This is a genomic window from Bacillus sp. T33-2, from assembly GCF_002860205.1.
Taxonomy (GTDB): Bacteria; Bacillota; Bacilli; order Bacillales; family Cytobacillaceae; genus T33-2.
This window is the reverse complement of the sequence record NZ_PGVB01000027.1, coordinates 58,197-84,214: the sequence shown is the minus strand read 5'-3', so window position 1 is coordinate 84,214 and position 26,018 is coordinate 58,197. Positions and strand designations below refer to the sequence as shown.

29 protein-coding genes and 2 pseudogenes are annotated in these 26,018 nt (G+C 42.5%); 10 read left to right on the top strand and 21 right to left on the bottom strand.

The features are described 5' to 3' along the window. Positions 1–351: 351 nt before the first annotated feature. The 11 genes from CVD19_RS18025 to CVD19_RS17980 all read right to left on the bottom strand — a co-directional run bounded on the left by CVD19_RS18025 (position 352) and on the right by CVD19_RS17980 (position 8,265). The gene (locus CVD19_RS18025; protein WP_257985188.1) at positions 352–1,353 is read right to left on the bottom strand and encodes an NAD(P)H-dependent flavin oxidoreductase; all 1,002 of its coding nucleotides are present in this window, start codon (positions 1,351–1,353) and stop codon (positions 352–354) included. Positions 1,354–1,501: 148 nt separating this feature from the next. Continuing rightward, a complete protein-coding gene (locus CVD19_RS18020) occupies positions 1,502–1,690 on the bottom strand; it encodes a hypothetical protein (RefSeq protein WP_101584086.1) in 189 nt (62 codons plus the stop codon). A 79-nt stretch (positions 1,691–1,769) separates the two neighbouring features. Then, complete coding sequence (locus CVD19_RS18015; RefSeq protein WP_101584083.1) at positions 1,770–2,036, bottom strand: phage holin; 267 nt, start codon at positions 2,034–2,036, stop codon at positions 1,770–1,772. 176 nt (positions 2,037–2,212) lie between these two features. Beyond that, positions 2,213–3,121: an aldo/keto reductase gene (locus CVD19_RS18010; RefSeq protein ID WP_101584080.1), complete on the bottom strand. Its 909-nt coding sequence runs from the start codon at positions 3,119–3,121 to the stop codon at positions 2,213–2,215. Between the two features lie 370 nt (positions 3,122–3,491). Next, positions 3,492–3,785, bottom strand: coding sequence for an SDR family oxidoreductase (locus CVD19_RS18005; RefSeq protein WP_180953694.1), 294 nt, complete (start codon positions 3,783–3,785; stop codon positions 3,492–3,494). A gap of 5 nt (positions 3,786–3,790) precedes the next feature. After that, a complete protein-coding gene (locus CVD19_RS25585) occupies positions 3,791–3,916 on the bottom strand; it encodes a hypothetical protein (protein WP_257985187.1) in 126 nt (41 codons plus the stop codon). Between the two features lie 151 nt (positions 3,917–4,067). After that, complete coding sequence (locus tag CVD19_RS18000) at positions 4,068–5,159, bottom strand: ABC transporter permease (RefSeq protein ID WP_101584076.1); 1,092 nt, start codon at positions 5,157–5,159, stop codon at positions 4,068–4,070. After that, a complete protein-coding gene (locus CVD19_RS17995) occupies positions 5,152–6,015 on the bottom strand; it encodes an ABC transporter permease subunit (RefSeq protein WP_257985186.1) in 864 nt (287 codons plus the stop codon). The genes CVD19_RS18000 and CVD19_RS17995 overlap by 8 nt, the downstream gene beginning before the upstream one ends. A 208-nt stretch (positions 6,016–6,223) precedes the next feature. Continuing rightward, a complete protein-coding gene (locus CVD19_RS17990; RefSeq protein ID WP_374702905.1) occupies positions 6,224–6,457 on the bottom strand; it encodes a spore coat protein in 234 nt (77 codons plus the stop codon). A gap of 147 nt (positions 6,458–6,604) precedes the next feature. Continuing rightward, on the bottom strand, positions 6,605–7,852 hold the full coding sequence (locus tag CVD19_RS17985) for an MFS transporter (RefSeq protein WP_101584075.1): 1,248 nt from the start codon (positions 7,850–7,852) through the stop codon (positions 6,605–6,607). 176 nt (positions 7,853–8,028) lie between these two features. Then, the gene (locus CVD19_RS17980) at positions 8,029–8,265 is read right to left on the bottom strand and encodes a group-specific protein (protein WP_101584074.1); all 237 of its coding nucleotides are present in this window, start codon (positions 8,263–8,265) and stop codon (positions 8,029–8,031) included. Between the two features lie 182 nt (positions 8,266–8,447). On the opposite strand from CVD19_RS17980, the gene corA reads away from it, so the two are divergent. Beyond that, on the top strand, positions 8,448–9,398 hold the full coding sequence (corA, locus tag CVD19_RS17975; RefSeq protein ID WP_101584072.1) for a magnesium/cobalt transporter CorA: 951 nt from the start codon (positions 8,448–8,450) through the stop codon (positions 9,396–9,398). 72 nt (positions 9,399–9,470) lie between these two features. Here corA and CVD19_RS17970 read toward each other — a convergent pair. Further along, positions 9,471–9,973: pseudogene (locus tag CVD19_RS17970) on the bottom strand (NUDIX hydrolase). 193 nt (positions 9,974–10,166) lie between these two features. Here CVD19_RS17970 and CVD19_RS17965 point away from each other — a divergent pair. The 5 genes and pseudogenes from CVD19_RS17965 (at position 10,167) to CVD19_RS17950 (ending at position 15,368) form a co-directional block, all read left to right on the top strand. Continuing rightward, positions 10,167–11,243: an NAD(P)H-dependent flavin oxidoreductase gene (locus CVD19_RS17965; RefSeq protein ID WP_101584069.1), complete on the top strand. Its 1,077-nt coding sequence runs from the start codon at positions 10,167–10,169 to the stop codon at positions 11,241–11,243. Between the two features lie 63 nt (positions 11,244–11,306). After that, positions 11,307–11,513 (top strand): hypothetical protein, encoded by a 207-nt coding sequence (locus tag CVD19_RS17960; protein WP_101584067.1) that lies wholly within the window; start codon positions 11,307–11,309, stop codon positions 11,511–11,513. A gap of 503 nt (positions 11,514–12,016) precedes the next feature. After that, positions 12,017–12,215: pseudogene (locus tag CVD19_RS25960) on the top strand (amino acid permease); the annotation flags it as partial. A 254-nt stretch (positions 12,216–12,469) separates the two neighbouring features. Continuing rightward, positions 12,470–14,575: a PBP1A family penicillin-binding protein gene (locus CVD19_RS17955; RefSeq protein ID WP_101584064.1), complete on the top strand. Its 2,106-nt coding sequence runs from the start codon at positions 12,470–12,472 to the stop codon at positions 14,573–14,575. 133 nt (positions 14,576–14,708) lie between these two features. Beyond that, positions 14,709–15,368 (top strand): FMN-dependent NADH-azoreductase, encoded by a 660-nt coding sequence (locus CVD19_RS17950; RefSeq protein WP_101584062.1) that lies wholly within the window; start codon positions 14,709–14,711, stop codon positions 15,366–15,368. A 37-nt stretch (positions 15,369–15,405) separates the two neighbouring features. Here the strand turns inward: CVD19_RS17950 and CVD19_RS17945 are convergent, their stop codons facing one another. The 3 genes from CVD19_RS17945 to CVD19_RS17935 form a co-directional block, all read right to left on the bottom strand. Beyond that, positions 15,406–15,672 carry a hypothetical protein gene (locus CVD19_RS17945; RefSeq protein ID WP_101584059.1) on the bottom strand — a complete coding sequence of 89 codons (267 nt, stop codon included), beginning with the start codon at positions 15,670–15,672 and terminating at the stop codon, positions 15,406–15,408. A 58-nt stretch (positions 15,673–15,730) separates the two neighbouring features. Then, complete coding sequence (locus CVD19_RS17940) at positions 15,731–15,970, bottom strand: hypothetical protein (protein ID WP_101584057.1); 240 nt, start codon at positions 15,968–15,970, stop codon at positions 15,731–15,733. Between the two features lie 205 nt (positions 15,971–16,175). Then, positions 16,176–16,646: a DinB family protein gene (locus CVD19_RS17935; RefSeq protein ID WP_101584096.1), complete on the bottom strand. Its 471-nt coding sequence runs from the start codon at positions 16,644–16,646 to the stop codon at positions 16,176–16,178. Positions 16,647–16,825: 179 nt separating this feature from the next. On the opposite strand from CVD19_RS17935, the gene CVD19_RS17930 reads away from it, so the two are divergent. Together CVD19_RS17930 and CVD19_RS17925 are read left to right on the top strand one after the other, a co-directional pair. Further along, positions 16,826–17,098 (top strand): rubrerythrin family protein, encoded by a 273-nt coding sequence (locus tag CVD19_RS17930; protein ID WP_101584056.1) that lies wholly within the window; start codon positions 16,826–16,828, stop codon positions 17,096–17,098. Positions 17,099–17,119: 21 nt separating this feature from the next. Further along, the gene (locus tag CVD19_RS17925; protein ID WP_101584054.1) at positions 17,120–17,464 is read left to right on the top strand and encodes a spore coat protein; all 345 of its coding nucleotides are present in this window, start codon (positions 17,120–17,122) and stop codon (positions 17,462–17,464) included. A 236-nt stretch (positions 17,465–17,700) separates the two neighbouring features. On the opposite strand, the gene CVD19_RS17920 is transcribed toward CVD19_RS17925, so the two are convergent. Then, positions 17,701–18,312, bottom strand: coding sequence for a LysE/ArgO family amino acid transporter (locus tag CVD19_RS17920; protein WP_101584052.1), 612 nt, complete (start codon positions 18,310–18,312; stop codon positions 17,701–17,703). Positions 18,313–18,616: 304 nt separating this feature from the next. Further along, entirely contained in the window at positions 18,617–19,558 is a 942-nt protein-coding gene (locus tag CVD19_RS17915; protein ID WP_101584051.1) for a hypothetical protein, read from the bottom strand. A gap of 562 nt (positions 19,559–20,120) precedes the next feature. On the opposite strand from CVD19_RS17915, the gene CVD19_RS17905 reads away from it, so the two are divergent. Continuing rightward, a complete protein-coding gene (locus CVD19_RS17905) occupies positions 20,121–20,825 on the top strand; it encodes a YwaF family protein (RefSeq protein WP_257985190.1) in 705 nt (234 codons plus the stop codon). Positions 20,826–20,948: 123 nt separating this feature from the next. On the opposite strand, the gene CVD19_RS17900 is transcribed toward CVD19_RS17905, so the two are convergent. From CVD19_RS17900 to CVD19_RS17890, 3 genes are read right to left on the bottom strand one after another with little or no spacing between them, the layout of a single operon-like run. Beyond that, entirely contained in the window at positions 20,949–21,386 is a 438-nt protein-coding gene (locus CVD19_RS17900; protein ID WP_101584045.1) for a GtrA family protein, read from the bottom strand. Then, positions 21,340–22,377 carry a glycosyltransferase family 2 protein gene (locus tag CVD19_RS17895; protein WP_101584042.1) on the bottom strand — a complete coding sequence of 346 codons (1,038 nt, stop codon included), beginning with the start codon at positions 22,375–22,377 and terminating at the stop codon, positions 21,340–21,342. The genes CVD19_RS17900 and CVD19_RS17895 overlap by 47 nt, the downstream gene beginning before the upstream one ends. 18 nt (positions 22,378–22,395) lie before the next feature. Next, the gene (locus CVD19_RS17890; protein ID WP_101584040.1) at positions 22,396–24,069 is read right to left on the bottom strand and encodes a DUF6044 family protein; all 1,674 of its coding nucleotides are present in this window, start codon (positions 24,067–24,069) and stop codon (positions 22,396–22,398) included. 175 nt (positions 24,070–24,244) lie between these two features. On the opposite strand from CVD19_RS17890, the gene galU reads away from it, so the two are divergent. Further along, entirely contained in the window at positions 24,245–25,105 is an 861-nt protein-coding gene (gene galU / locus CVD19_RS17885; RefSeq protein WP_101584037.1) for a UTP--glucose-1-phosphate uridylyltransferase GalU, read from the top strand. Between the two features lie 56 nt (positions 25,106–25,161). On the opposite strand, the gene CVD19_RS17880 is transcribed toward galU, so the two are convergent. Continuing rightward, positions 25,162–25,905, bottom strand: coding sequence for a hypothetical protein (locus CVD19_RS17880; protein ID WP_101584033.1), 744 nt, complete (start codon positions 25,903–25,905; stop codon positions 25,162–25,164). Positions 25,906–26,018: the final 113 nt, after the last annotated feature.

The window sequence follows — 26,018 nt, the reverse complement described above, 5'->3', positions numbered from 1 at the left end:
GCAGTTTTGTCCATCATAGACCGTATGATGGACAGTTTTCGCCTTCGGCCTGGCAGTTTTGTCTATCATAGACCGTATGGACAGTTTTCGCCTCCTGCCTGCAGTTTTGTCCATCATAGACCGTATGATGGACAGTGTTCGCCTTCGACCTGGCAGTTTTGTCTATCATAGACCTAAGGTAATGTTTGTTTTTTAAGCTAAAACCACTGTTAATAGTGAAGAGTGATTTTATTAATCTTTTTGTGCATTTTATTTTGGTTAAATTTAAAAACGACTGAAAAAATAAACCTGCCATAAGTTTGGCAGGTCCACTCACTTGATAACGCTTACTTTATCTTATAAAAAGGCTTGTCAGTTCCCTACCTTTAACCCGTTAACCCTTTGCGCCTGCTGATTCACTCTGTCAACTGCTTCCCGGTACTCCGACTCTAGCTGTTTAATAATTTCCTCTGCGGATTCAATTCGTTGAACGGCCCCAACTCCGTGGCCTGCAGACCATATATCACGCCAGGCTTTCGCGTTGGTGGATTTTTGCATATCATCAAAATCCACTTTGTCTTTCTTTACGAGCTGTTTCGGATCCAGACCTGCCTTGACAATGCTTGGTATCAGCATGTTCGCCTTGACGCCTGAGAAAGCATCTGTCAAAACAATATCCTCCTGGGTGGATTCGACAAGCATATGCCGGTACTCATCCTGGGCCATGCTCTCTGTGGCAACGATAAATCTTGTCCCCATGTAGGCAAGGTCTGCTCCCGATGCCTGTGCCGCCAATATGCCCTTTCCTGTAGAAATGGAGCCTGCCAGTATAATGATGCCATCCCAGAAAGTACGGACCATATCGACAAATGCAAACCCGTTTATATTGCCAGCATGCCCCCCGGCCCCGCTTGCAACAAGAATGAGCCCGTCTGTTCCGGCTTCTGCTGCTTTTTTGGCAAATTTCATGTCACTTACATCGGAAAATACAAGACCGCCATACTCATGAACAATGTCCACCACATGCCTAGGGCTTCCAAGTGAAGTAATCACCAGCTGGGGCTTATGCTTCTTGATCAGTTCCAGTTCGTCCTGCAAGCGGCTGTAAGAACTATGTACCACCATATTCATTGCCCATGGCGCAATTTTACGGCCAGGTTCCTGTTCTCTTGCGGCATTTAATTCATCGTTCAGTTGCCCCATCCATTTGTCCAAAATTTCAATCGGCCTTGCATTAGGTGCCGGGAACGAACCGATTACCCCGTTCATGCAGCAGACTTTTACAAGATCCGGACCTGATACAAGAAACATCGGCGCAGCGATGGCAGGCAATGCCAGCTGATTCCACCATGATTCTGGAATATTTTTACCCATCATAACCCTCCTGATTTTTATAAGAATTTTCTGAATTGATTTCTATTTCATCTTAAGACATCTGTTTATATTTTTCAAGAATAGCAATGGAATAGAGCGATGGGAATTTTCTTTCTAACTTTCCCTCTAAACAACAAACCCTCCTCGTTCAATGAGAAGGGCTCTTGGGGTCTTTTTTTATAAGGTCGGCGAACTTTGTGGTGATTCTCTTACTTGTGTCACTGTCTCTAGCCGGGTTGTTGCCCAACATATATCGTTTCCATAAAAATTCGGCTGTTTCTTCGATAAACACCAGCAATAAAATCGGAGCAATGAAGACGGCAATCCAGATCCACATTTTGAGGTCTCCTTTTTAATTGGATAATTTATCCTATTCGTAGTTTACCACAAAAATTATGAATCTAAAACCCTTGCATTTAATGTGGCCTTTCATATTTCATAGCGCGTTGGCTGTCCTGGTACCCTTTTGTTGTTGGATCCTGGATTATACCCAGCATTGATAGCAGGACAAACACGGCATTTGCTAATGTAAGGATCGATTCTTTCACCTGATCAGTTAATTGAAAATCGATTATACCCAGTGAATTTAAGCCAGCCACTACCACTTGTGCTGCAATAAGCAGCTGGGACAGAAAAGCGATAACCCAGACACCATTTTTAAGTCTGACCTTCCAGTTGATCAATCGTTTCCCCTCCTTGAATGTGAAATGAGTTCTCAATATTTTATGCTGTTCCAAAAAGGGGTTGTACTTTAACTGTCCATACCCGAACAATATTTCATTAAATTTATCCTGGGACACAAACAAAAAAGCTGTCTAATTCGCAATGAATCAGACAGCTATCCATTTTTAACAGTCAATTATTTTTTTCCAGCCTCTATGACCTTTTTTAACAACTGTGGATCAACTTCGCTTTCGAGCAGGGCAATGTTTTTCTTTAGGTTTTCGATATTTTTCGTTCCAATTAAAACTGAACTGATTCCTTCGTTTTTATATAAAAAGTTCAAGGCAAGAGAAGTTAACAAGTCTGCGTCTCCGTCGACAAGTTTGAGCATCTCGTTTAGCTTGCTGTTTTGCTTAAGCTGATCCTCTGGCATTAGTAACGCCCTTAATGTCAGCAATCCCCTTCCAAGGCCGGTCCTGATCAGGACCCCAATTCCTTTTTCCTTGCATAGATTGATATTTTCCTCGTTCTTCTGGTTAAGCAAATGATACTCCATTTGCATGACATCAAAATCACCCGAAATAATGCATTCTTTTGCAAGCTCACCGTCAATGGAGGCGCCGAGATAGCGGATCTTCCCTTCACGCTGGGCATCTTTCATGGCCCTTACCGTTTCTCCGTCACTTATGACCTTTTCCGGATCGAGGCCGAAATGGATTTGCATAAGGTCAATTACATCCGTATTAAGCAGCTTGAGGCTCCGGTCAATGGAATCTTTTATCGCGCCATAGGAAAAATCATAGTAGGTAGCGGGTTCATCATTGTGTTCACCGCATTTTGAAGCTAGGATATATTCATTGCGCCGCCCGGAAATAAATTTACCGATGCGTTCCTCGCTGCGGTGGTAGGCACTTGCAGTATCAACCAGGTTGATACCCATGTCCAAAACCGAATTAAGCACCCTTCCCGCTTCCTGCTCATCAGGCCTGGCAGTATCGGCCACCTTCATTCCCCAGTCCCGGCCGATGGACAGGGCTCCAAAACCTATAAAAGTCACTGCTTCATCCATGCGTTTGATGTTTCTTTTCTCGAATGCTTTTGCCATTTTTTTCACGCTCCATGTAATAGGGTTCCCATTGTGATTATATCAGATATGCAATAACGCTTATCATGATTTACGTGCTGTTTGTAAAAGATTAAGTACAGCTGCTAGACCAAATATGACCGCGAATCCTGTCTCGCGAGAATATTTACGCAGCGCCACCGCGACTATAGTTTCGTGAAATAATGTTTTATTTTCGCTTGAATCACAGGTGTTTTCGCAAAATTCTATGATGTGTTCGCGAGAATAAGCCAGTTTTCGCAAAATTCTATGATGTGTTCGCGAGAATAAGCCAGTTTTTCGCAAAATTCTATGATGCGTTCGCGAGAATAAGCCAGTTTTTCGCAAAATTCCTATTGATCCCCTAATGACTCTAAATAATGTTCCTCATTATGGCGCCATGATCCCGAAATGATGAACCTGTAATGCCGGAAGCTTGTTCTGACTCAAGGAAAACGATAAGATCCGCTACTTCTTTTGGGGTAACGAAACGTTTAATCAGAGATGTTGACAAAGAGGTATTGAACACCTCTGATTCTATTTCTTCAAATGTTTTTCGGGTTTCCTGGCCCGTGCTTTCATAAAAACCGCTCAATTTTTCCGTTTTTGTCGGTCCTGGTATGAATGTGTTAACGGTAACCCCGCTTCCAGAGAGGCTTTCTGCCAAGCCTCTCAAAAGGGCAAGGAGCGCTGCTTTTGATTGCCATCGGCCCGGACAAACTCTTTTGCAATCGCATAACCTATTCCTTCCGAAGATTCCGTAACGACGGCTTTTCTTCCTTCAAGATTGATTTGCATATGTATTCTCCTTGTTTTTATATTGGCATCACTCGATTTAATTCTTACTCACCATTATACCAACAGTGAACCCAGACAAGAAAACGCAACATCAATCATGACAAAAACCCCGATGTAGATTCATCAGGGTTCATTAAGCACAGCATAAAGCTTATTTTGAAGCCATTTTCCATCCGTCGCCGCCCAGAACATAAAGACTGGCTAGCACAAACACGAGCAGCAACAGCAGCACGGCCAGTCTTTCTCCTCTTAACGGCCACAGTTTTGACTGTGCGCTGTAATTTTTGCGCTGAGGTATAAGCCGTGGCTCCTGTCCGGTTTTAATCCATGGGTTTCTCTGATAGTTGGACTGGAAACGGTTTTTCAAGCCATTTGCGAGCAGGCTGAAAGCGATTGTTATTAAGATGAGCGTACCGAACGGCAGAAGTAAAACGAATTTATCAGCACCGTAAATCGCGCTCCTGTTCTGTCCAACCAGCCCGGAAAGTTCCTGTGTAATTGAGTGGTAAAGAATCGGGTCGAAGGTCATGTATGTTCCGCCTAAAAAAATATTGACGAGAGCGAGCTGGCCCATCATCGTTATGACATAAACAATCTCTAATACAAACATGATCAGCAAGGATTCTTTCATTTGTGGAAAGATATGCCTCCAGACCATGCGGTTCTTTCCAGCACCTAGGGCGCGCGCAGCCTCGATAAAAACCGATTTATTCACTTCCTGCGTCTTCTGCCTTACTGATGAGATGATGCTTGGAATGCTGACAGCAGATGCGATCAGGATAAAGTACCAAATCAGTTTATTGGCCTCAAGCGGGCTGTTGAACGTAATCGGCCTAAGGAAAAAATACAGGATTAAAAAGAGCGGAACATAACCCCAAGCATTTTCAAATGCAACAAGCCACTGTGGAGACCTTTTCCACGTCCCTACATAAATGCCGATGACCGTGCCAACAACCATTTTGATAAATGTGACCGCAAGCGCTACAAAAATAGTGTACCTGATTCCAATCAATATCTTTGACGCAAGGTCATACCCCCACCGGTCTGTCCCCAATGGCCATTCCTTTGTTTCAAATGGTTTGACGGGCGGAGCAACCACATCCCCGTCTATGTATTTCGTTTTGAATTGGTCCGTCAACTCATGGGGAGCTAACGACGGTCCGAAAATCGCCAAAAACAGCAGGATCGAGACAAGGAACACTCCGATATAAAGCGGAAAATTGATTCGAAGCAGTTTATTCATACACAAAACCTCTTTTAAAAAGATAGAGTAATGCTCTCACCGAAAAATAAACGGCAACGGAAATAAGCAGCATGCAGAAAAGGCCTATCGCAATTGGCTGAACCTCATTGCTCTGAAAGATAAACTTGGTGATTCCTGATACATTGAGTAAATATTCAATAATAAATAGGTTGCCGATTGCCAGTGAAATCACTTTTGTCAATTCAGCTACAATGAACGGCTCTACGTTTTTAAAAACATGGTGAAAATTGATGTAGTTGACACCCATTCCCTTCGCCACTGCGGTCCTGATGTAATCCTCACCACTAGTCTGAAAGTATTTGACACCTACAAGCTTAAATAAGTATAGCGTGGGAGCAAGGCTGACAAGAATCATAGGGAACCAAATATTTAACGCCCCAGTATCAGGCCGAAGAGAAATGACCCTGATGCCCGTCTGTTTAAATATCTTAACTGCGATAATCAAACTGACTATGATTAAAATAAAGTCTGGTATTGCAGCAAGCAGATTGATCATTAGATTGATTATTCTCGTAAACCGGAAACGGCTGATAAAAATTCCGAAAAAAATGCTCAGGACAACTCCGGCGATTACACCGACGAGGACTATTTCAAGGCTTGTGACAAAGTTATTGCCAATATCGGCACTGATTTCCCTTTCCTGTTGCCCCAGTTGGTATGTACCGAGGCTTCCCTGGCTCATTTCAATTATGAAGCTTGCGTAAATTTCCGGCAGCTTCTCCATGTTCCAGTCAATCGAATCCCCTTTTTCGTTCACTTTCATTATCATCGGCAGTGCTGCCAGGAAAAGTATTAAAATAAACACGATTCCCGCTTTAAACAATGTTTTTTTCAAGATATCTCCCCCAGTGAAACTATTTCTCTCTATTCAAAGAACCTATCAAAATAATAAACCGACTTTTCAGTTTATTATCGATTTTATCTTATCTGATTTTTCAGGAAAATACAAGGAATAATATACCATATTCCTTGTACTAATTCAATCCGTTTTCCATAAAAAACCATCCACTTGAGCCAGGTGAATGGTTCTAAGGCTGCTTTTATCAATAGAAGCCGTAGCCGCCATATGGGTAGTATGGATAGTATGGGTAAGTGTAATACGGATAAGGATAGTAATATGGCGGCTGGATCAAGGCGCCTGCCAATAATCCCCCTGCGAATCCTCCAAGGAAAGGTCCAAATCCCCATGGCCGCCCAAAACCCCACTGCCTATTGTCGTTTTCGATTTGAATGAAGTTGCCGTCAACATGTGGCATTGGCTGAAATTGTGTATGCATCCCATTTCCTCCCCAAATTTAATGGTTTCTTTCCTTAAAAGATTATGAACCGGGTGCGATTTATGAATAGGCACACATCATGTGCACGCACAATAAATTAAAAATGCCCTCCATTCCTTAACGAATAGAGGGCAACCACAGGCTGCATCAATGCCCGACAGCCACTTTCCTGGAAAAAATACGCTTTTTGTGAATGCTAAAATAAAATAACATAAACACTCCGCCGCTGACCGCCCGTAAACTTCCCGAAATATACATCGCAGTATCCATACTTGTCTGCTCGAGCAGATAAACGCCAAACTGGGGCGCGACAAAACCAACAAAAGCAAGCAGGATATTATACTGGGCAATGTAGCTGCCGCGGTTCTCCTCCTTTGTCACCTCAAGCAGCTGGTTAAATAAAAGCAGGACAGTTCCGGAAACAAATACGCCTGTAATCAGGTTAACAAAAGTCAAGTAGATCATGTTTGCGGAAAGTATGGTCAGCACCGGGGCAGTTGCCATTCCAACCCCACAGACCGCAAGCATTTTCGCGTTGCTATACTTATCCGCCATTCTTCCCCACCACTTAAAGCTCACAATCTGGGCAACCTGGTTAGCGACCGTAAAGATGCTGATCCAAAACCCTGTTGCATGGGCAAATTTTATCTGGTATATACTGAACAGCGGCCATGCCATTTGCCAGGCAAAGTTAAAAAACAATCCGCAAATTATAAAGTACAAAAAGGGCTTGTAACGGTAAACACTCCAGTTCACAGTTGATTTTCTCTTCTGCGCCGGCAGTTCTTTTTTTGTCTCTATATGTCTGTTTAAATAGTACACTTCAATTAAACCAAATATGAATGCGACAGCAAACAACATCTGATATGGTACAGGATTACTTTTATCAAACATTTGAAGGCACAGGCCAACCGCCAGGGTAGCAATCATTCCCGCAATCGTGAGTGCCTTGTTGCGCTCACTGAAAAAACCGCTCCTCCTGTTATCAGGAATCAGGTCGCCAATAAAAGATTGCCAGCTGAGGTTTGCGAATGACCCGGGCAGGTTCATAAAACCGACCAAGAGCACAAACACCCATGCCCTGTATTCATAAGGAAGAAAAACAACAAAAAACATCCCAATCAGAAATAAACGTGTAAATAAAATAGAATAGCCAGTGAACCGTTTCTTTTCATTCAGCCTGCCCATAATAACCGAGCAGATAATTATCGCAGCCAAACCAATGATCTGAGGGAGCGAGCTAATAAGTCCCACCTGATAGTTTGTAGCACCTAGAACCCCAATTGCAAATAATGCGAAATAGTTATTGCTCATATTCAGTACAACTGTCGATGCTACACCGTTCACAATGCTGTTTTTTTCATTCCACTGGTTGATTTCCTGACTGTTTTGCATGCTTCCCTCTTCCTTTAGGTTGGTAAAATTATTTTAGATTTCGAAATAACCACCTAATCATATACCTTTGGATTTTTATTGGCAATAGGTTTTTTTGTGTCTTTTTCGTAAACATTCTCCTTCCTGCCGGGTGCCTATAAAAATGAAAAGAGGCGCCATGCGCGCCTCCTTCTTATCTATTTTGTGTTTCTTAAAACCATATACAGCCAGTTGTTGCGGGCACTCTTTTCCTCTTCTGATGCCAGGTCATATTTTTTAAGGAGATGGAAAACTTCATTCAACAGGTCTTGGGTATGCTCCTGGACAAAAAAGTCCTCAAACAAAGGCTTCATGTCATCCGGCAGATGCTCAGCCTGGGTTACATATTTCGTTCTTACGTCTTCTGGGCTATGGTTCTCTTTGCATTCACTCATTTTTTGGCCTCCTCTTTCTCGGTATTCACTACTCTTTGATTAGAATACCAAATCCTTCATCTAATTACCCAATCTTTTCACCTCATAAAAGTTGATCTGTTTTTTTGGTCCCTAATCCTTTTCTTTCTTTCCTAATTTGAATATGATTGAGGGGATGAACCGAATGAAGGCAAGGAGTAAACATGATCAGAACACTGGCAATTACAAAAAACAATGAAATTGTAAAAGGCCTCTCTATTGATGAGGTTCTTTCCGGAGATTATAAGTGGTATTGGATTGACTTTAATAATCCCACCATGTATGAAGCAGAGCATTTAAGGACACCGTTGAATTTTCACCCGCTGGCGATCGAGGATTGCATTCATACTCTCCAGCGGCCGAAACTGGATTACTATGAAGACTGTACGTTTTTTGTGACACAGGCGCTCCGTCCCGGTTCATTTACAAGGGATGAAGTCGATCTTTTTTTGGGAGCAAACTATATTGTGACTTTCCATAAGCATCCGTGCATCGAGATTGACGAAGTGTGGAATCGCCTCCAGTCTTCAAAAACGCCGGAAAAATGGGATCCATCACAAGTCCTGTACCATGTCCTTGATCAAATCGTGGATAATTATTTTCCAGCGTTATATTCCATTGAAGACAATCTGAATGAGATTGACGAAAATTCAAAAGGCCGGACAATGGAGTACCTGCTTGAAAACTTATTCGACACCCGGCATGATCTTGTCTCTTTGAGGCAAACCGTTACACCGATGAGAGACCTTGTCTACAGGATGATAAACTCTCAGAGGCTGGAAGGCATTCTTGAAAAAAAGTACTATTTCTCTGATATACATGATCATTTATTGAAATTGACAGAAATGATCGAGGCAAACCGGGAACTCACCACCGATATCCGTGACAGTTACTTATCCATCAACTCACACCAGACAAACCGGGTAATGAAAGTATTGACCGTGATTACGACCATTTTCATGCCGCTTACCTTCATCGCCGGCATATACGGGATGAATTTTGAAAATATGCCTGAACTAACATGGAAATATGGTTATTTCCTTGTCTTATTCGTGATGCTCGCCATTGGGGTTGGAATGGCTTTGTGGTTCAGGAAAAAGGGTTGGTTTAGATAGCCTGAAGTTTATGATAAAAAAGTAGACTGGCGTGCGAGCCAGTCCTTTTACAATGGTTATAAAAATCACTAATCAACGCCCATAAGAACTATCAAGATTCCATATTCGTTCACCCAAGCGTTCAATTAAAGCTTTGGCCCTTTTCTCAATTTTTGCAGGCAATGTCTCCCTGCTGAAAAATTGCATATCGAGACTTTCTCCATCTAGCATTTCAAGTGAACCTTTAACATCAAATGCTCGGTATAAATGAATCACACTATAGGTTTCATCACCATTTGGATATCGGAAATAGAAATCAGGACTGGATATCGGAAATAGAAATCAGGACCTGAAAATACCTCGATTAATTGAAACTGATTAGCAGCGAGCCCGGTTTCTTCTTTCAGTTCACGAAATGCAGTTTCTTCCAAACTTTCTCCTAGTTCCATTGATCCTCCTGGCAATCCCCAATCAAGCGTATCAGAGCGATGTTGAAATAAGATTTCCCGTTTTTTGTTTACAACCAGTATGGTTGCACCGACAGTAATAATTGGCTGCTTCCCAACAAACCTCCTAAGATCTTGAACATACGACAACGGTTTGCCACCTCACTAATCATCTATGTAAATGCCGGAAACACAAAACGCCCCATGTACATCTTATGTTTTTGCACACAAATACACGTCCTCTCCTGGATTATACCATCTTATGATTTTGTAAAATTCTCGCTTTACTGAAAAATTCTAGAAAGTTATGATGAAGTCAAGGCATAGTTTCGGAGGATTGTATATGTGGAACACTGAATTAGCATCGAAGCTGAAGATTAAATATCCCATTATCCAGGCGCCAATGGCTGGTGGAATTACGACAACTAAACTTGTGGTCACTGTATCAGATGCAGGCGGACTAGGGATGATAGGTGCAGGATATTTGGCTCCCGAACAATTAAGAAACCAAATCAGAGAAATAAAAAATCAAACTTCAAAGCCATTTGGCGTCAACTTGTTCATCCCCACCGAAATGGAGCCAAACGAAAATGAAATTAAAAAGGCGAACAATCTTTTAAAATCAATTCGTGAAAAACTGGGGGTACCTGATGAAAAATTCAGCATTGAAAACATCCATAATCACTTCAACGAGCAATTGGAAATCGCGCTTGAAGTAAAGGTAGCAGTTTGCTCTTTTACATTTGGGCTGCCAGAAACGAATACCGTTGAAAAACTTAAAGAAGAAGGGATTTTTACCATAGGCACTGCAACAACCGTGAAAGAAGCCATCATGGTTGAAGACACTGGCATGGATGCGATAGTTCTCCAGGGAAGCGAAGCCGGTGGCCACCGTGGAACCTTCATTGGCGGCACCCAATCAGGCCTCATTGGTTTGATGTCCCTTATTCCACAGGCTGCTGACCAGGTCCGTATACCAGTCATCGCGTCTGGAGGTATAATGGACGGAAGAGGTTTGTTGGCTGCTTTATGCCTAGGAGCACAGGCGGTTCAGCTTGGGACCGCGTTATTGACATGTGAGGAAAGCGGCGCCCATCCTATGCACAAAGAAGCGATTATTAATTCATCAGAGGATGACACTGTGATAACAAGAGCATTCTCCGGGAAGCCGGCCAGGGGAATCAACAACGAATTTATCACAAACATGGCCCCCTTTGAAAGCGACTTCCCTGCATTCCCTGTTCAAAACACCCTCACCACAGGCTTAAGAAAAGCCGCGGCACTGCAAAACAATCCGGAGTACATGTCATTATGGGCTGGACAAAGTCTGAGGTTAGCGAAAGCACAATCAGTAAAAGAGCTGATCAACAATATTATTTCTGACGCTGAAGTACAAAGTTTTAAAATAATGGACCGCTAACAATGTACTTTTTCAGCATAACTGCTTCCTCGAAGGAGACATTATGGTTAGGAGGTGGAAATAATGGAAAATAAAAAGGATATCCGCCAGGAAAAAATAAATGTTGAACTCGCTGGCATGGGCCTGTACGGGACGACTACTAATGCCGAAATAGCTGGCTACAAAGCAACCGGGGACATTGAAAATGCCGGCCGCGTTGATAAATTCACAAAAGAAGAAGGTCACAGAGGTGCGACAGCATCCTTGAAAGGCTCCCACCAGCGGGATTAAACCTGCAGATTTTAACCAAAATGAACTCCATGGTCTTTTACAGTTCAATAATTCTCCTATTTGGAGGCCTAAAGATGGAACCGGTACGGTTTCATCTTTAGGCCTAATTTAAAAAAACCCGTTCATGCTGGTGGCGGACTTTCAATGGATCTCTTTGTTATATTGAGTTTTCACCTTTTGAAAAAGATGGTGGAAGCGTGAATGTATGGGCATGAAAGACAAAATCCTCACTCCACAGCCGAAACCTGTCCATCCTAAAAGCTATGAAAGACAAAATCCTCCCTTGAGACCTGAAATCTATCCTTCAATTTGAAATAACTAACAATGCGTTTAAATGAAAACAAAAATCCTGCCATCAGGAGTTTGCTGGATGAACATCCACATTACCCATTGTAAAAGCCAATACACATTTCTAAACAATCCCGGCAATGAAAAAGGTTTGACTAAGTCCATGGGTGGAGCTATTTGTAATGTTTGACACATAGCTGCCCTTGGAGGATTTTATGCAATTATTTTCGGTTAAAAGACTATTAATAGGAAAACCTTTGAAAACACATGAGTTGGGCGACCAAGAAATGAACAAATTAAAAGCTCTGGAGATTTTTTCCATTGATGCGACTGTCGTCGGTTGCCTACGGGACAGAACAGATTCTTCTTGTCCTTGCGACAAGCCTTCATTTAGCAATTAAATACTTAGCACCCAAAAATAAAGATAAACCTTTCTGCCAGCGCCGGAATAGTGCGCTTTTATTTTGCCATCGTTTGTCATACACAGTTTGCAGGTTCCTTATCCCCTCTCGTTCCATAACAATTCAGTCCCTTTATCCTGCCCTCCCTCAACAAAATCAGCCTCTTCTATCGCTTTTTCACCAAAATACATTATAATACTAGAAATACGGTCTATTTACCTAAACTGAAATCTTATTGATGAAGATTATAGAAAGCAAGGAGATAGAATGAAAATTTTGCAGCATATTTGGGAAGCAATCAATCGATTCTGGAAACAAAAACATATTACACAAATATTATTGCTTATCTTGTTGACGGTCATTTTATTGACGATCCTGTTCTTTGCGTTTATCGCCAGCAGGGCCAATGTTGAATCTTTGAAGGAAGGCCTCAGCCAGACGACCCTTATTTATGACAAGGATGGGGATCAGGCAGCCCAGGTTGCGACGAACCGCACCGCGGGCGTAAAAATTGAAGAGCTCCCCGACCACATCCCTAATGCAGTTATCGCGATTGAGGATGAACGTTTTTATAAGCACAACGGCTTTGATATAAAAGGCATGGCGCGCGCCTTTTTTGGCAACCTGTTCGCCGGCAGGATCACGGGTGGCGGGAGCACGATAACGCAACAGCTGACCAAGAACGCCCTTCTTTCACCAGAGCAGACATATAAACGAAAAGTCGAAGAATTATTTTTGGCGGTAGAGATTGAAAAAGCGTATAAAAAAGATGAAATTCTACAAATGTATTTGAACCAGGTGTATTTTGGCAGCGGTGCCTGGGGAATCAGCAATGCATCCAGGAAGTATTTTAATGAAAATATTCAGGACATATCAATCAGTGAAGCCGCCCTCCTTGCCGGTCTTCTTCAGGCGCCGACTGCGCTTGACCCGTATAATCATTATGACAGGGCCATAAATCGCCGGAATGTCGTGTTAGGCAAAATGAATGAACTTGGCATGATTACTGATGAAGAATATAAAGATGCAAAAAATGAAAATATTAAGCTAAGGGATGGCGGAGGCAGCTATGTCGACCGAAAATACCCCTACTACGTGGATGCGGTAATGGATGAAGCCATCCATCAGTATGGGTTGACACAGGATGAAATATTAACGAGGGGATACCGAATCTATACAGAAATGGACCAGAACCTGCAAAGCGGACTCGAGAAAGTGTACAAGCAAAACTCCCTGTTCCCGCGTGGCAGAGGCGATACGCTTGTGCAGAGCGGCGCAGTCCTTGTAGACCCGAAGTCCGGCGGCGTCCGGGGGCTTGTTGGCGGGCGCGGGAAGCATGTATTCCGCGGTTTTAACAGGGCAACGCACTTAAAAGCGCAGCCAGGCTCAACGATGAAACCTATGGCAGTTTATACACCCGCTCTGGAAGAAGGCTACAATTTCAAGTCCATGCTGGTAGATGAGCCGATGTCGTTTGGAAATTATCACCCGCAAAATTTCTCTAAAACATATCAGGGCGAGGTACCGATGTATGAAGCGGTGGAGCATTCCATCAACCTTCCTGCGGTCTGGCTTTTAAAAGAAATAGGCCTGAACAAAGGGCTTGATTCGGTGAAGAAATTCGGGATCCCAGTGGACAAAGAGGATGAAAATTTAGCGATTGCGCTAGGCGGGATGCATAAAGGAATATCCCCCCTTCATTTGGCTGAAGCCTATACTGCCTTTCCTAATGGAGGGAAACGAAGCGAGACCCACCTGATTACGAAAATAGTCGGGCCGACGGGAAATGTGATTGGGGAACATGATCATAAAACCACCAGGGTGACATCAAGAGCGGTGACTGAAGAAATGACATCGATGCTGCTGAATGTTGTAGAGACTGGGACCGGCAAAGCGACAAAAATACCTGGTGTGGAAATCGCAGGCAAAACCGGATCGACACAGCTTCCATATAATGATATTGAAGGCACGAAGGATCAGTGGTTCGTTGGTTATACGCCAAATATTGTGGGTGCAGTATGGCTTGGTTACGATAAGACCGACCGGCAGCATTATTTGGCAGGAAGCAGTTCCCAAAATGTTGTCCCTATCTTCCGGGAAATCATGGAACAATCACTGCCCCACCTTGAACCTGCTGAATTCGGCGTAAAATCCGTCAACGCCAGGCTCTCAGCCGATGATGAAAAACTGGCAAAGACTGATAAGGAACTGAAGGAACGGGCTAAAAAAATAGAGAAAGAACTGAAAGAACGGGCTGACCAGGTTGAGCAGAAACTAAAAGAAGAAGCACCAAAATGGAAGAAGGTGCTGGAGCAAGGACAGAAAGATTTAAGTGAGTTAAGTGATAAAGTTAAAGAAAAGCTAAACAATTAGGTTGCCGAGGGAACAGTTTGCCGCTGTTCCCTATTTGCGTTCAAATCCTTCACAGATTGTTCATTATTGAACAAAGTGATTTCTAATATAATGGAAGTAATAGAAATAACATTTCAGGATGGGGATGTTGGTTATGGTGAAACTACTTTACGTTACGGCGAATCCAAAGAGACCTGCTGTTTCAAAGGGAATGAAGATTGGAGAAGCTTTCCTGGAAACGTTTATAAAGGAGCAGCCAGATACTGAAATTACTCATATGGATTTGTTTAATCTTGATATGCCATGGATGGATGCGGATTTGATTTCAGCCCGCGGCAAAATGGGAGGCTTTGGAGTCAAAATTGATGAACTTCCAAAGCATGAAAAAGTGAAAGTGAAAAAAATGCATGCTTTAGCTGATGAATTTATCAGCCATGATTATTTTGTTTTTGTGTCGCCATTATGGAACCTTAGCTCACCTGCTGTGTTAAAGAACTTCCTTGATAATCTGTTTATATCTGGAAAAACATTTAACTATACGGCTACTGGACCGAAAGGCCTTCTGAAAAATAAAAAAGCAATCCACATCCAGACCCGGGGAGGAGTTTATACGAACACCCCAATGGAACAAATGGAATCAGGCGACCGTTATTTAAAAATCGCCCTTCGTTTTCTCGGCATAGAGGTCATGGACAGCATTGTTGCTGAAGGTTTGGATGCATTTCCAAAAATGGTTCCCGATATTGTTGCAAAAGCGAAACAGAAAGCAGTTCTGGCAGCAGAAGAAATGGCAAGGAGCACTATCCAAGTATAGAATCAAATAGCTGGAGCAATCCAGCTTTTTTATTATTTTAACGGGTTGGCCGGATCCGCAAAACGATCGCAAAAATCATCTGAGCAAGCGGAATAAATATCACGAGCCTAAACCAATTTTCAGCACCCACCAAAAAATAAAGTGCAACCGGCAAGATCGTCAACGCACTTAAAAGCATGAACCCAGCCGATTTTTTTATAATGGCTGCAAGCAAGATTGACCAGGAGCCTAGAACAAGTAGCAAAAAAAGAAGCCCGACCCAATGGATATTTTCCAGGGTGAAAATCTCATTGCCAATTTGCATAGCATTCTCCCCTTTTTTTGCTGGATCCTGAGCATATCTTCTTCATAGGTGCGACATATTAATGCTCTTTTTCCGGCTCATTTACAATTTTTATCGTTTTGAATCCCAGGTTTATTTTGTAATTCAAATTCCAACTTCCCCCGAAAACTTCAATTTCATGATCCAAAACAGCAAATCTGATGACAACATCGTCATCCCAGTCCAGGACAATATAGCAATTATTATTCGAGTACACCTTAAAAGTTGGATGAGCGATCAAATACCAGCCATTCAATAATGGGTGCCGTTTGGTGGCCATAAAATCCGCCTTCTTTCCTTCAGTGCGCTTGCAGCTTTCGTACTATTATAGTACTACCATCATTGCCATGTTTTCGTAAAAAGAAAAGTTCTGTGTGCAATTGTATTTGGAATCGGCGCAGTGATTTTTATGCTTCAAAACACCATACCAGTAAATTCTATACTAATGTGGAATTCCCTTCTAACTCCCGAATTTCCTGATACATTTAAAAAAGCCCTTTTCCGATGAGGTTCGCATGTACAGGTTCCAGTCCAATTTCTCGCGCCCAGACAGAAAGCTGCCCGACGTGGTGTATCTCGTGTGCAATCATATGCCTCATTATTTCCCCAAATTTATATTCAAAAGGCTGACCTGAAGAATTTATGCCTGTTACCAGCTTTAAGTCTATTTCTGGTGTCCAGCTTCGAACGATTTCTTCCGTTTCTGCCCGGCACATATTTGAAAATTCGATGACTCGATCCAAACTGCCAAAATCCTTGTATTCATAAAAGATTTCAGTCCGTCCCGTCAAATCTCCTGTCCAGCTTTGTTCGACATCAACAATATGAAACAGTGTATGAAGGATACTATTCATTCCCCCTGTCCGCTCCTTAGCAACTTCTTCAGCAGATAGTTTCTTGCACCATTCAAACCATTCTTCGCGAACCATCCAGTTATATTGAAAAAAATAAAGCATTCTCATTTTCTCCCCTCTTACATCCGTATAGAGTGCTTCCCATGTTTTCTGCGTTCGACGATTATTCATAAAATTGGACTTCAGCCATTAGGTAATTTGGCTGAAGATGTGTTTTCTGGCATAACTGGCATCTAAATGGTTCATTCTATAAAGTGATACCAAATGAAAGGAGCTCTTTTATGGATAATACACAAGGACCAATTCCAGAGCCGCCGCGAGCCATTACAACAAAAGACATACTGTACCTAAAAGATGCACTGTCCTGGGAACTGCTTGCTTTTAAAAAATTTCATTTTCTGTCCAGACAAGTGGATAATACCGAGATCAGGGACGCCATGGACCAGGCCGGGAAAATGCATCAAAAACATTTCCAAAAATTACTGACGCACCTGGAAGTTGATAACAATAAAGCACTAGCCGAATTTTCCGGACAACAGTCCAACCAATCTTGAGGATCAATGGAGGTGGCTTGAATGCCCAATCAGCAATCCCAGAATAAGAATCAAATCGCCAACCCGCAGACAGGGGAATTGCCGAAAGTAAAAACTCCTGAAATGAACGTTCGCGATCATATTAACGACGCCCTCAGTACGTGCAAATATTTGACGGACAGCCTAAATATAGCCGTGCGGGAAGCGAGCCATAAAGAACTATACACTGATATGCTGCAGATCCTGCAGGAAACACATGAAAGCTGCCGCACTTTTTTTAACCTGATGTTTAAAAATGGCTGGTACAAGGTTGAAGCGGAGGAACAGCAGAAGATTGATCAGGCCCACAAGCAATTCAGCAATTATTCAGAACAGTTCCCATATTAGCATTATAAGCCTGGTTGCTGTTACACCAGGCTGTTTTTTTAATAATAAAAATAATAGGATGCAATCTTTCTTCTAACCTTGCAGCCGTTCTTGATAAATACCTTCAGCATCGCCACATTGTTTTCATGAGTGCTCCCGAAATATCAAATGCATCACCCATGAGGTTTTCCATATGTGTGATTGGCAATCAGCTCATTCCTTTCGATTTTCTAACCTGAGATCCATCCCGGCGATGGTTACTTAATTAAGGTCGAAATCAGGTATAGGGCTGTTCCCCACATGATTAATGCAGAGATTTTGTTCAAAGCCGCCAATCCTTTTCCAGCTGTGTCAATTTTTCCTGTTATATGCCCGGCAATAGCAAGGCCGGTAAACCAAATCCATGACACAATGATACAGGAAAGGGTAAAAGCCCATTTCTCCATGCCTTGGTATGATAAAGAACTGGTCCCTATAACGCCGATTGTGTCCATAATCGCATGTGGATTAAGAAGCGACACGGATGCGGCAAACATGACCTGTTTCATCGGTGTAAAAGATTCTGTTTTTTGGCGATTTGCATCCGGCTTGCTGTTCCAAGTCACATAGCCCATGTACAGCAAAAATAATATTCCAACTCCCAGTAAAGCAGCCTTTACCCAAAAAATTCCGAATACAATGACTGATACTCCAAGTACCGCCAGCGAGATTAGCAGACTATCACAAATGCTCGCTGTTAAAACAACAGGCAACGCTCCGACAAACCGTTTGTGCGTCGCTCCTTGATTAAATACAAAAACATTCTGTACCCCCAATGGCAAAATAAGCCCAAATGAGAGTATAATTCCGTGGATGATTGCGTTCAACATTTATGTAACCTCTGTTTCTATCATTTATTAAACCTGTTAATATTCCTTTCATGTCAGCGCAAACAATAAACAGCAAATCCCTCCCTTCTTCGTCATAACACTACAATTAATAGTAGCGAAAATCTGGTATAATAGGAAAAAATAAACCTTATTATTAAGGGGCAACCGCAATGGTTTGGTCAGAATTTCAGCCAGTTCGAAATCAATACAATGACATAAGAAGTCATACTCGACAAGCCTGTTTCTGTTTTAAAAAGTCCCAGGAACCTCAGTGCTAGGTTCCGTTCTTTATATGCTAATAGGATTAAGATAATGCCTCCAGCCTGTTGAACGACTTCAGCACCAGCATCTTTTCAATGACGCGGTCTCCCTTCCACCAATTTTCAGCGATGGTAAATTCCTTTGGGTAGTCATTCCAGCTCCAGCTTATATCCCATACCCCGTCGGCATTCCGAGATTCAACCAAATAATCAAGAGCTATATCTGTAATATCTTTATGTTCGGCATAAAGGTAACTTTCAGGAGAATCGATAAGGTCAGTTGGCAACGGCACATAGGAAGTCTTCCATTGTTCTACATCCCTTGAAATCGCCCGGTCTACATTCTCACTGATTTTCCTTTTCAAATTGGCTGTATCGAAGGCAACCGTGCAGCCTTTTTCGGAAACAAGCTCCAACAGGCGCTGATAGCAACTCGTAAGATGTTTATTTCCTTCAACCGGTGCATTTATATAGTCTTTCGCTGCTTTTTCAACTATTTCGAGCGCCATTTCATAAGGAAGGGAATTTTCATCCGACCAATACAACATATAACTCGCAAGCGCAGCAGTAGGATTATAACCCCAGTCTTTTTGAACATTCTCATACCATGTCCACCACGGTGCATGAGGGAAATCATTATTTGAAGGGATACTGGCCAGCCATAATCCGTCTTCTAAGTGCTCTGTATTTAGCAAGTATGTAATTGTGTCCTTTACAATCGGTTCATCTCCTCTGCATCCTGCTTCAAGCATGATTTCACAGGCCTTCCATGTCTGAAGTGGAGAAGAATTGGGATTCATGGAATCTGCTTCAATGGCATGGCCAAAGCCACCGTCTTTATTTTGATAGGCTAATAATGATTCCAGCACGGCTTCTTTTGACCCGTTTTCAAAATGTAATTGCCATCTTGCCAAATCGACTGGCCTTGCGTTGCGGTACATCCAACTCAGGATTTCTTCGACATATTGTTTACTCAATTTTTTCATATGAACCTCCTGCATTCACGATTTTATTTACGAAGATATAGCCAAAAGCAATCCCAATAAGCATGATGACTAAACCAATGTAAGAAACAGAATAAAAATCTGTAAACTGACTGCGAAACAATAGAGCTATGAAAGTTATTATCTTTACACCGTTTACAATAACATAACCGATATTGGAACCTGCCCAAAAGGCAATTCCAGACATTGGATCATAAAATTTTCTATACCTGCCAATCGCGATAAAAACAGCAAAAGAAATGATCAAAAGTACTAGTGTATGCCTGAGTCTTAACCGTCTGAATTAAACATTTCTTCAACCCCCATTCCATAAAATTTGTATTTTTTCCATACACATCCCTAATTTTACAATACCTGATTTGCTGTAAATATAAAGGAGTTTTTTGTAAAATGGCGAATAAATTTAAAATGCATCCCTGCCTTGTGTTTGGCCACTTGGCTTCCAATCCGATTTGTGAGGAAGGCGGAAATGATGACATAATTAATAAAGCGCGGTGATTATGTGGGCTGGTTTGGCGGAAGTTATGAAGAATATGATTTTAATATGTTTTCGGTTAGTCATTTTATCATACTTGCTATATTAATTATCGGTGCTGTATCTGTTTTCATTTATAGGGACAAATTTGCTGAGAATCAATGGAGAAAAGCAGAAATAGGAATTGCCCTATCATTGATTGTTATTGAATTGACATACCATTTCTGGATGTATGTGAATGGGAATTGGAAAGTAAGCCACGCCATTCCCTTAGAATTATGCAGCTTGAGTCTTGTCTTAACAGTCCTGCTTTTGTTGACGCGAAGCAAAATGATATACGAAATTTTGTTGTTTACTGCCCTTCTCGGTGCATCCCAGGCATTTTTGACACCGTTTTTAAATTTTGATTTCCCTCATTTCAGATTTTTCCATTTCTTTTATTCACATTTGATGATTATTTGGGTACCCTTATATTTTACATGGGTCAAGGGATACCGGCCAACCATCTGGTCAGTTCTAAAATTATTTTTATTTTTGAATGCGATTATGCCCATCATCATGTTAATAAATAAACTGGTTGGCGGAAATTATATGTACTTAAGCCATAAACCGAAAGGTGCAAGCTTGCTGGACGTTTTAGGCCCCTACCCGTGGTATATATTATCATTGGAAGGTATGCTGATATCGCTTAGTTTAATAGTGTGGCTAATCTTTAGAGGCAAGGGGGCAAACATTAATTCTCATACATCAGCGAGAAAAAAACTTGAATCATAGTACATAAGCTATACAATGTTGTAATGGGTAAGCCTATAATGGACAAAATTTGGACTGCAGCTCAGGAAACTGTCCTTCATAAAGGTATGAAGGACAGAATTTCGATTGCTGCCTGGAACAATGTCATTTCCTGAACACAAAATGTTTCTGCCCAAAATAATTGGTCACAGTATACAAAGCTGCTCCAAGCAGAACAGCGAAGTTATCCCGCAGTATGAGCCCGTCCATGAACGGCTGCTGCTGAAGCCAGCTTGCAATGAAGGCACTTGCATAATATGAACCGACGTAGCAATGCAGGATGACTGATATGAATCTTGGACCTGCGTTTTTGACATCAACGGAGCTATGAAAAGTAAAAGTCCGGTTAAGAAAATAACTTACAATTGCTCCAATACTGTTCCCTATAAACGTTGACACCCAGTATGGCCAGCCAATCAAATTCAACAGAAAAAATGTGATCGACAGCCCGGCAGCGGTGTTAACAAGGCCGACAAACAAAAAACGGATGAATGGGTTAGTTCGTTTCTGAAAGCTTTCCAGCATCAATGCTAAATGGCTCATTCTTCTGTCCCTCTTTATTTAAGATATGGCGTGGCAATGGCAGGTTAAATGTATCAATATCGATAATATATTTCGGCCTGCGCTTTGCTTCCTTATAGATCTTGCCTATATACTCCCCTACCAGGCCGATTGCGATCAACTGCAGGCCTCCGATCAGCCAGATGGAGATGATCAGGGTAGTCAGCCCTAATTCCGTGTGTTCTAAAAGTTTCACTCCCAAATCATAAGCCCCAAATAGCATGCTTACAAAAAAGAACAGGCAGCCGGCCATCAATATAAACCGGATTGGCACAACAGAAAAGGATGTAATTCCGTCAAATGCGAATGAAAGCATTTTTTTCAAAGGGTACTTTGTTTCCCCGGCGAGACGTTCCTGCCTCGCATAATAAACGGATGTCGACCGGAATCCGATGAGAGGGACTATTCCGCGCAAAAACATGTTCACCTCTCCGAAGCGTTCGAGTTCTTCTACCGCCCGTCTGCTCATCAGCCGGTAGTCTGCATGGTTAAAAATAAGCTGGACACCCATCTTTTGCATCAGCTTATAAAAACCTTCTGCTGTACTGCGCTTAAAAAAGGTGTCTGTCTGCCTTTTTCCCCGCACTCCGTAAACAACCTCATACCCAGCCTGATACTTCTCGACAAACTTGCGGATGACGGCAATGTCATCCTGCAGGTCCGCATCAATTGAAATGATGCAGTCCGACGCCTGTTTTGCTGTAAACAACCCGGCAAGGAGGGCATTCTGGTGCCCGACATTCCGGGAAAGCTTCAAACCGCGGATCAAATCAGAGTTAAGGCTCTCCTTATAGACAATTGTCCAGGTATTGTCCTTGCTGCCGTCGTCCACAAACAATATTTTACTGTTTCCTGAGACCAGGCCATCAGAGATCATTCCGCTTAAAAGGCTGGACAGCTGCGGGATCGTTTCAGGCAGAACTTCCTCCTCGTTATAGCATGGGACCACTATCGTAAGTACTGGTTCATTCATCGCTGTTTCCTCCTGGTGCTATATTGCTTCATAAAGGTATATTTTCCAAATAGATGAATTTGAATTAAAAATTTTATCCAGTTTTAAATTATTTTCACCTGCATTGTCGATCGGAACTGCTGACAAAATGTACCTTCCCCCCATTTTTTTGAAAGGTTCCATATTAAGCTCAAGGTTTTTCAGCCGCTTTTTCGAGTCCTTTGTAAACATGTAATGTTTGCCAAGCTCGTCTGTAAAAATGTAGCAGCGTCCGCCCCATTCATCGAAATAAGTCCTGATCGTTTTATTTTTGTCCAGTTCTTTTTCAATGATCTTCCGAAACTCGTACTTATAGGACAATGGGTAAAAGTTATTGTAAGTATCAAGCGTATAAAAACCGTTATATTGCGAGATGGACGGATGGATGCCAATGCTTGCCACCCGGTAGTCCTGCTGGGGCAGGCCAATATGTTCTTTAATTTCATCGAACTGTTCCTCAGCGAAAAATTCTTTGACTGTCGGTTTGTTCTGGAAAATGATTTCCTCATTCGTAAAGATAAGCAGGACTATTTGCGCAACAACGAGCCACGGGACAGCCCTCCTCCAACCGCTGCCCTGCTGCCAAAGTATTCTCAGCCCAACAGCGAACAACACATAAACGACTAGCGGCCTCAGGAAGTGGAACCTGGCAAAATTGAATGTATCAAGAAAGTGGAATCTTTCCGTCATGGGCAGCCAGCCCTTATAAAACCAGAAAGCATACCATGCTGACAGGATGAAGTTCAGTGCAAACAAAAATACAAACACTTTTTCGTTTCTCCACAATCTTTTCTTCCAAACGAAATACAATGCGATGAACATGACAGGCAATATGATAAACGTATGTACCGTCATCGCATGGTGATGCCCCAATATGTAATTTTTAAAAGTAAGCCTGACTGACCGCAGGAACGACAGCCTTGCGTGAAAGTATTCATCCCTGCTGTTCGGCTCATCGTCAAAAAGGAATGAATACACAAGCCGGTAATCCGTAACCAAATAAATGGCAGACATATAAACGATGGCAAATAAAAACCGCCAGTTCCACCCTTTGCCTCTGGCTACATCCACCAGCCAGAAAATCCCCATTGCACTCAGAAAAAAGAAAAATCCGAGCACGATGCTTGAATAAAACGGCAGCAGCGTCAGGGCAAGATAGTTTTTCCAGGAAGTCTCTCCACGCCGGATATTCAAAAAAGCCCAAAGCGCAAGCGGCATTCCGAGTGTGCTCAACATTCCGCACGGCCAAAACGGAGTCATGGCGAAGGCGAGTGCGGTCCCGACACGGATAAATCCCCACTCCTGCTTCGGGAGAAAATGCTTTTTTAATAGCAAATACATACCAATAAAAGCGACAAACCTTGCTATTGCCTGGCTGAGCGCGTACGCAACCATCGTTGGGAACAGTGCATAAAGCCAGACGATCAAACTATATTCAGTTCCAAAGGCATTTCGGGGAAGCCCGTTGATCACCTGCGAAACCTTTGCATCAACCGCGCCCGCTATTTCTCCGCTGTTGGCGAGCACCCTGTACCATGCCAGGTTGGAATCTAAATTGTCATGGACCCGGATATGGGCGTTTTCACCAAGTACAAAAAGTGGCGCGAGAAATATGGCCAGGGCAAGGATTGCTACAGTTACAAGCTTTTGCTCATTATTTTTCAGTGAAAACAATCATTACACCTCGTAGAACCTGATTATGATGTTCGTTTTAAGGTGTGCTTTTTAACATGAAACTATTCCCTAGTTTTCCAGAAATATTGAATCCATGTTAAAATCGTGATAGGCCAACCATGGCAGGACATATGATAGAAACGGATTCGGCATGATGAGCTGAGAGGGGGATTATATGATTAAAAAAGCAGTGATTCCTGCGGCCGGACTCGGTACACGTTTTTTGCCGGCGACAAAGGCGCAGCCAAAAGAAATGCTTCCAATCGTTGATAAGCCAACGATCCAGTACATCATAGAAGAGGCCGTCCAGTCCGGTATTGAGGATATCATCATCGTGACAGGGCGCAATAAACGGGCAATCGAAGACCATTTCGATAAATCGGTCGAACTTGAGCTGCTGCTGAAAAGAACCGGAAAACAGGAAATGCTTGATGTAGTCGAAAACATTTCGAACATGGTTGACATCCACTATGTGAGGCAGAAGGAGCCGCTCGGCCTTGGCCATGCAGTTCTTTGCGCAAAGAAATTTATCGGGGAGGAGCCGTTCGCTGTCCTCCTCGGAGACGATATCATTGATGCTGAAGTCCCAGGTTTGAAGCAGATGATCGACCAGTACAAAAATGTACAGGCCAGCGTTCTTGGCTGTAAAGAAGTTGCGGCTTCCGAAGTGGTGAAGTATGGAATTGTCGGGTATAGCAATCAAATTGGTGATTTGTACAGGGTCAATACCCTGGTCGAAAAGCCACCTGTGGAATCGGCACCCTCAAGGCAGGCGATCATTGGCAGATACCTGCTTTCCCCCGCGATTTTCGAAATACTTGAAAAAATACAGCCTGACAAAAAAGGCGAAATCCAGTTAACCGACGCTCTTGACCTTTTATTGAAAAATGAAGCCATTTATTCATACATTATTGAAGGAGAACGTTATGACGTTGGGGATAAATTCGGTTTTTTACAGGCGTCCATCGATTTCGCAATGAAAAGCCCGGACCTTAAAGAAAAGCTCACGGCCTATATGAGACAGCTCGAATGGTGATTCATGCAAAAACAATACACCGGCCAAAACCGGTGTATTGTTTTTTCGCTGTTATATTATTGAAGGTCGATATCAAAATCGTTATATCCCTTCATTGAATCCATATGGCTTGCGATCATGGCAATGATCGTGCCCGCTTCTTCCTTCGTAAAAATAAAGTTCGTTTCATCCTTGATCAGTTCATCATCTTCCGTCCAGATCCGGTTCACCCTTCTTAAAACCCCATCCCCGGTTTCCGAAACTACTCCGAACTGGTAGGTGACTTCAACTTCATCTTCTTGCATGAAGGCTGTTACTTCAGGCGTTTCCCATTCAACATCTACTTCATCGAACAAGCCCTCATCGTCAACTTCAGCTTCTCCAACATAGTATTCAACTTCAAAGTCGTCATGAGCTGCGTCAACCCGGCCAGCTAAACCATCGTCATAGTCTGCCATGCCTGCACCGTCAGCATAATATTCATCGTCATCTACTTCTACATAATAATCATCATTCATAAAATCGTGGAATGTTTCATGCACAGCATCCACTATATCTTCAATGTCCGTTAAAATCACCCGGGCGGGCTGGTCCAGATCGAGATCGTAATTTTCTATATAGAACTCTTCATTATGGGGATCAAACAACAAAGTGCAGAAGTATTCTCGTTCATCATCTTCCGTCTCAACAAAAAATTCAATCCGGGGATGTTTCGCACTCCGGTCGATTTTCATATAGCCGGTTTCATCATATTTTGCGCATATGGACTCGAGGTGATCCTGAAGCTCCCCTGCCACACGGTCAAACCATTCTAATGACATCCATTTCCCATCCTTTCTATAGGTGATCTCTAATATTATTTCCTGTCAACGGTTTCTCGTTCATTCCATATGAAGGGAATAATGCCACCTATCTACTGTTTGTAACCGCTCTC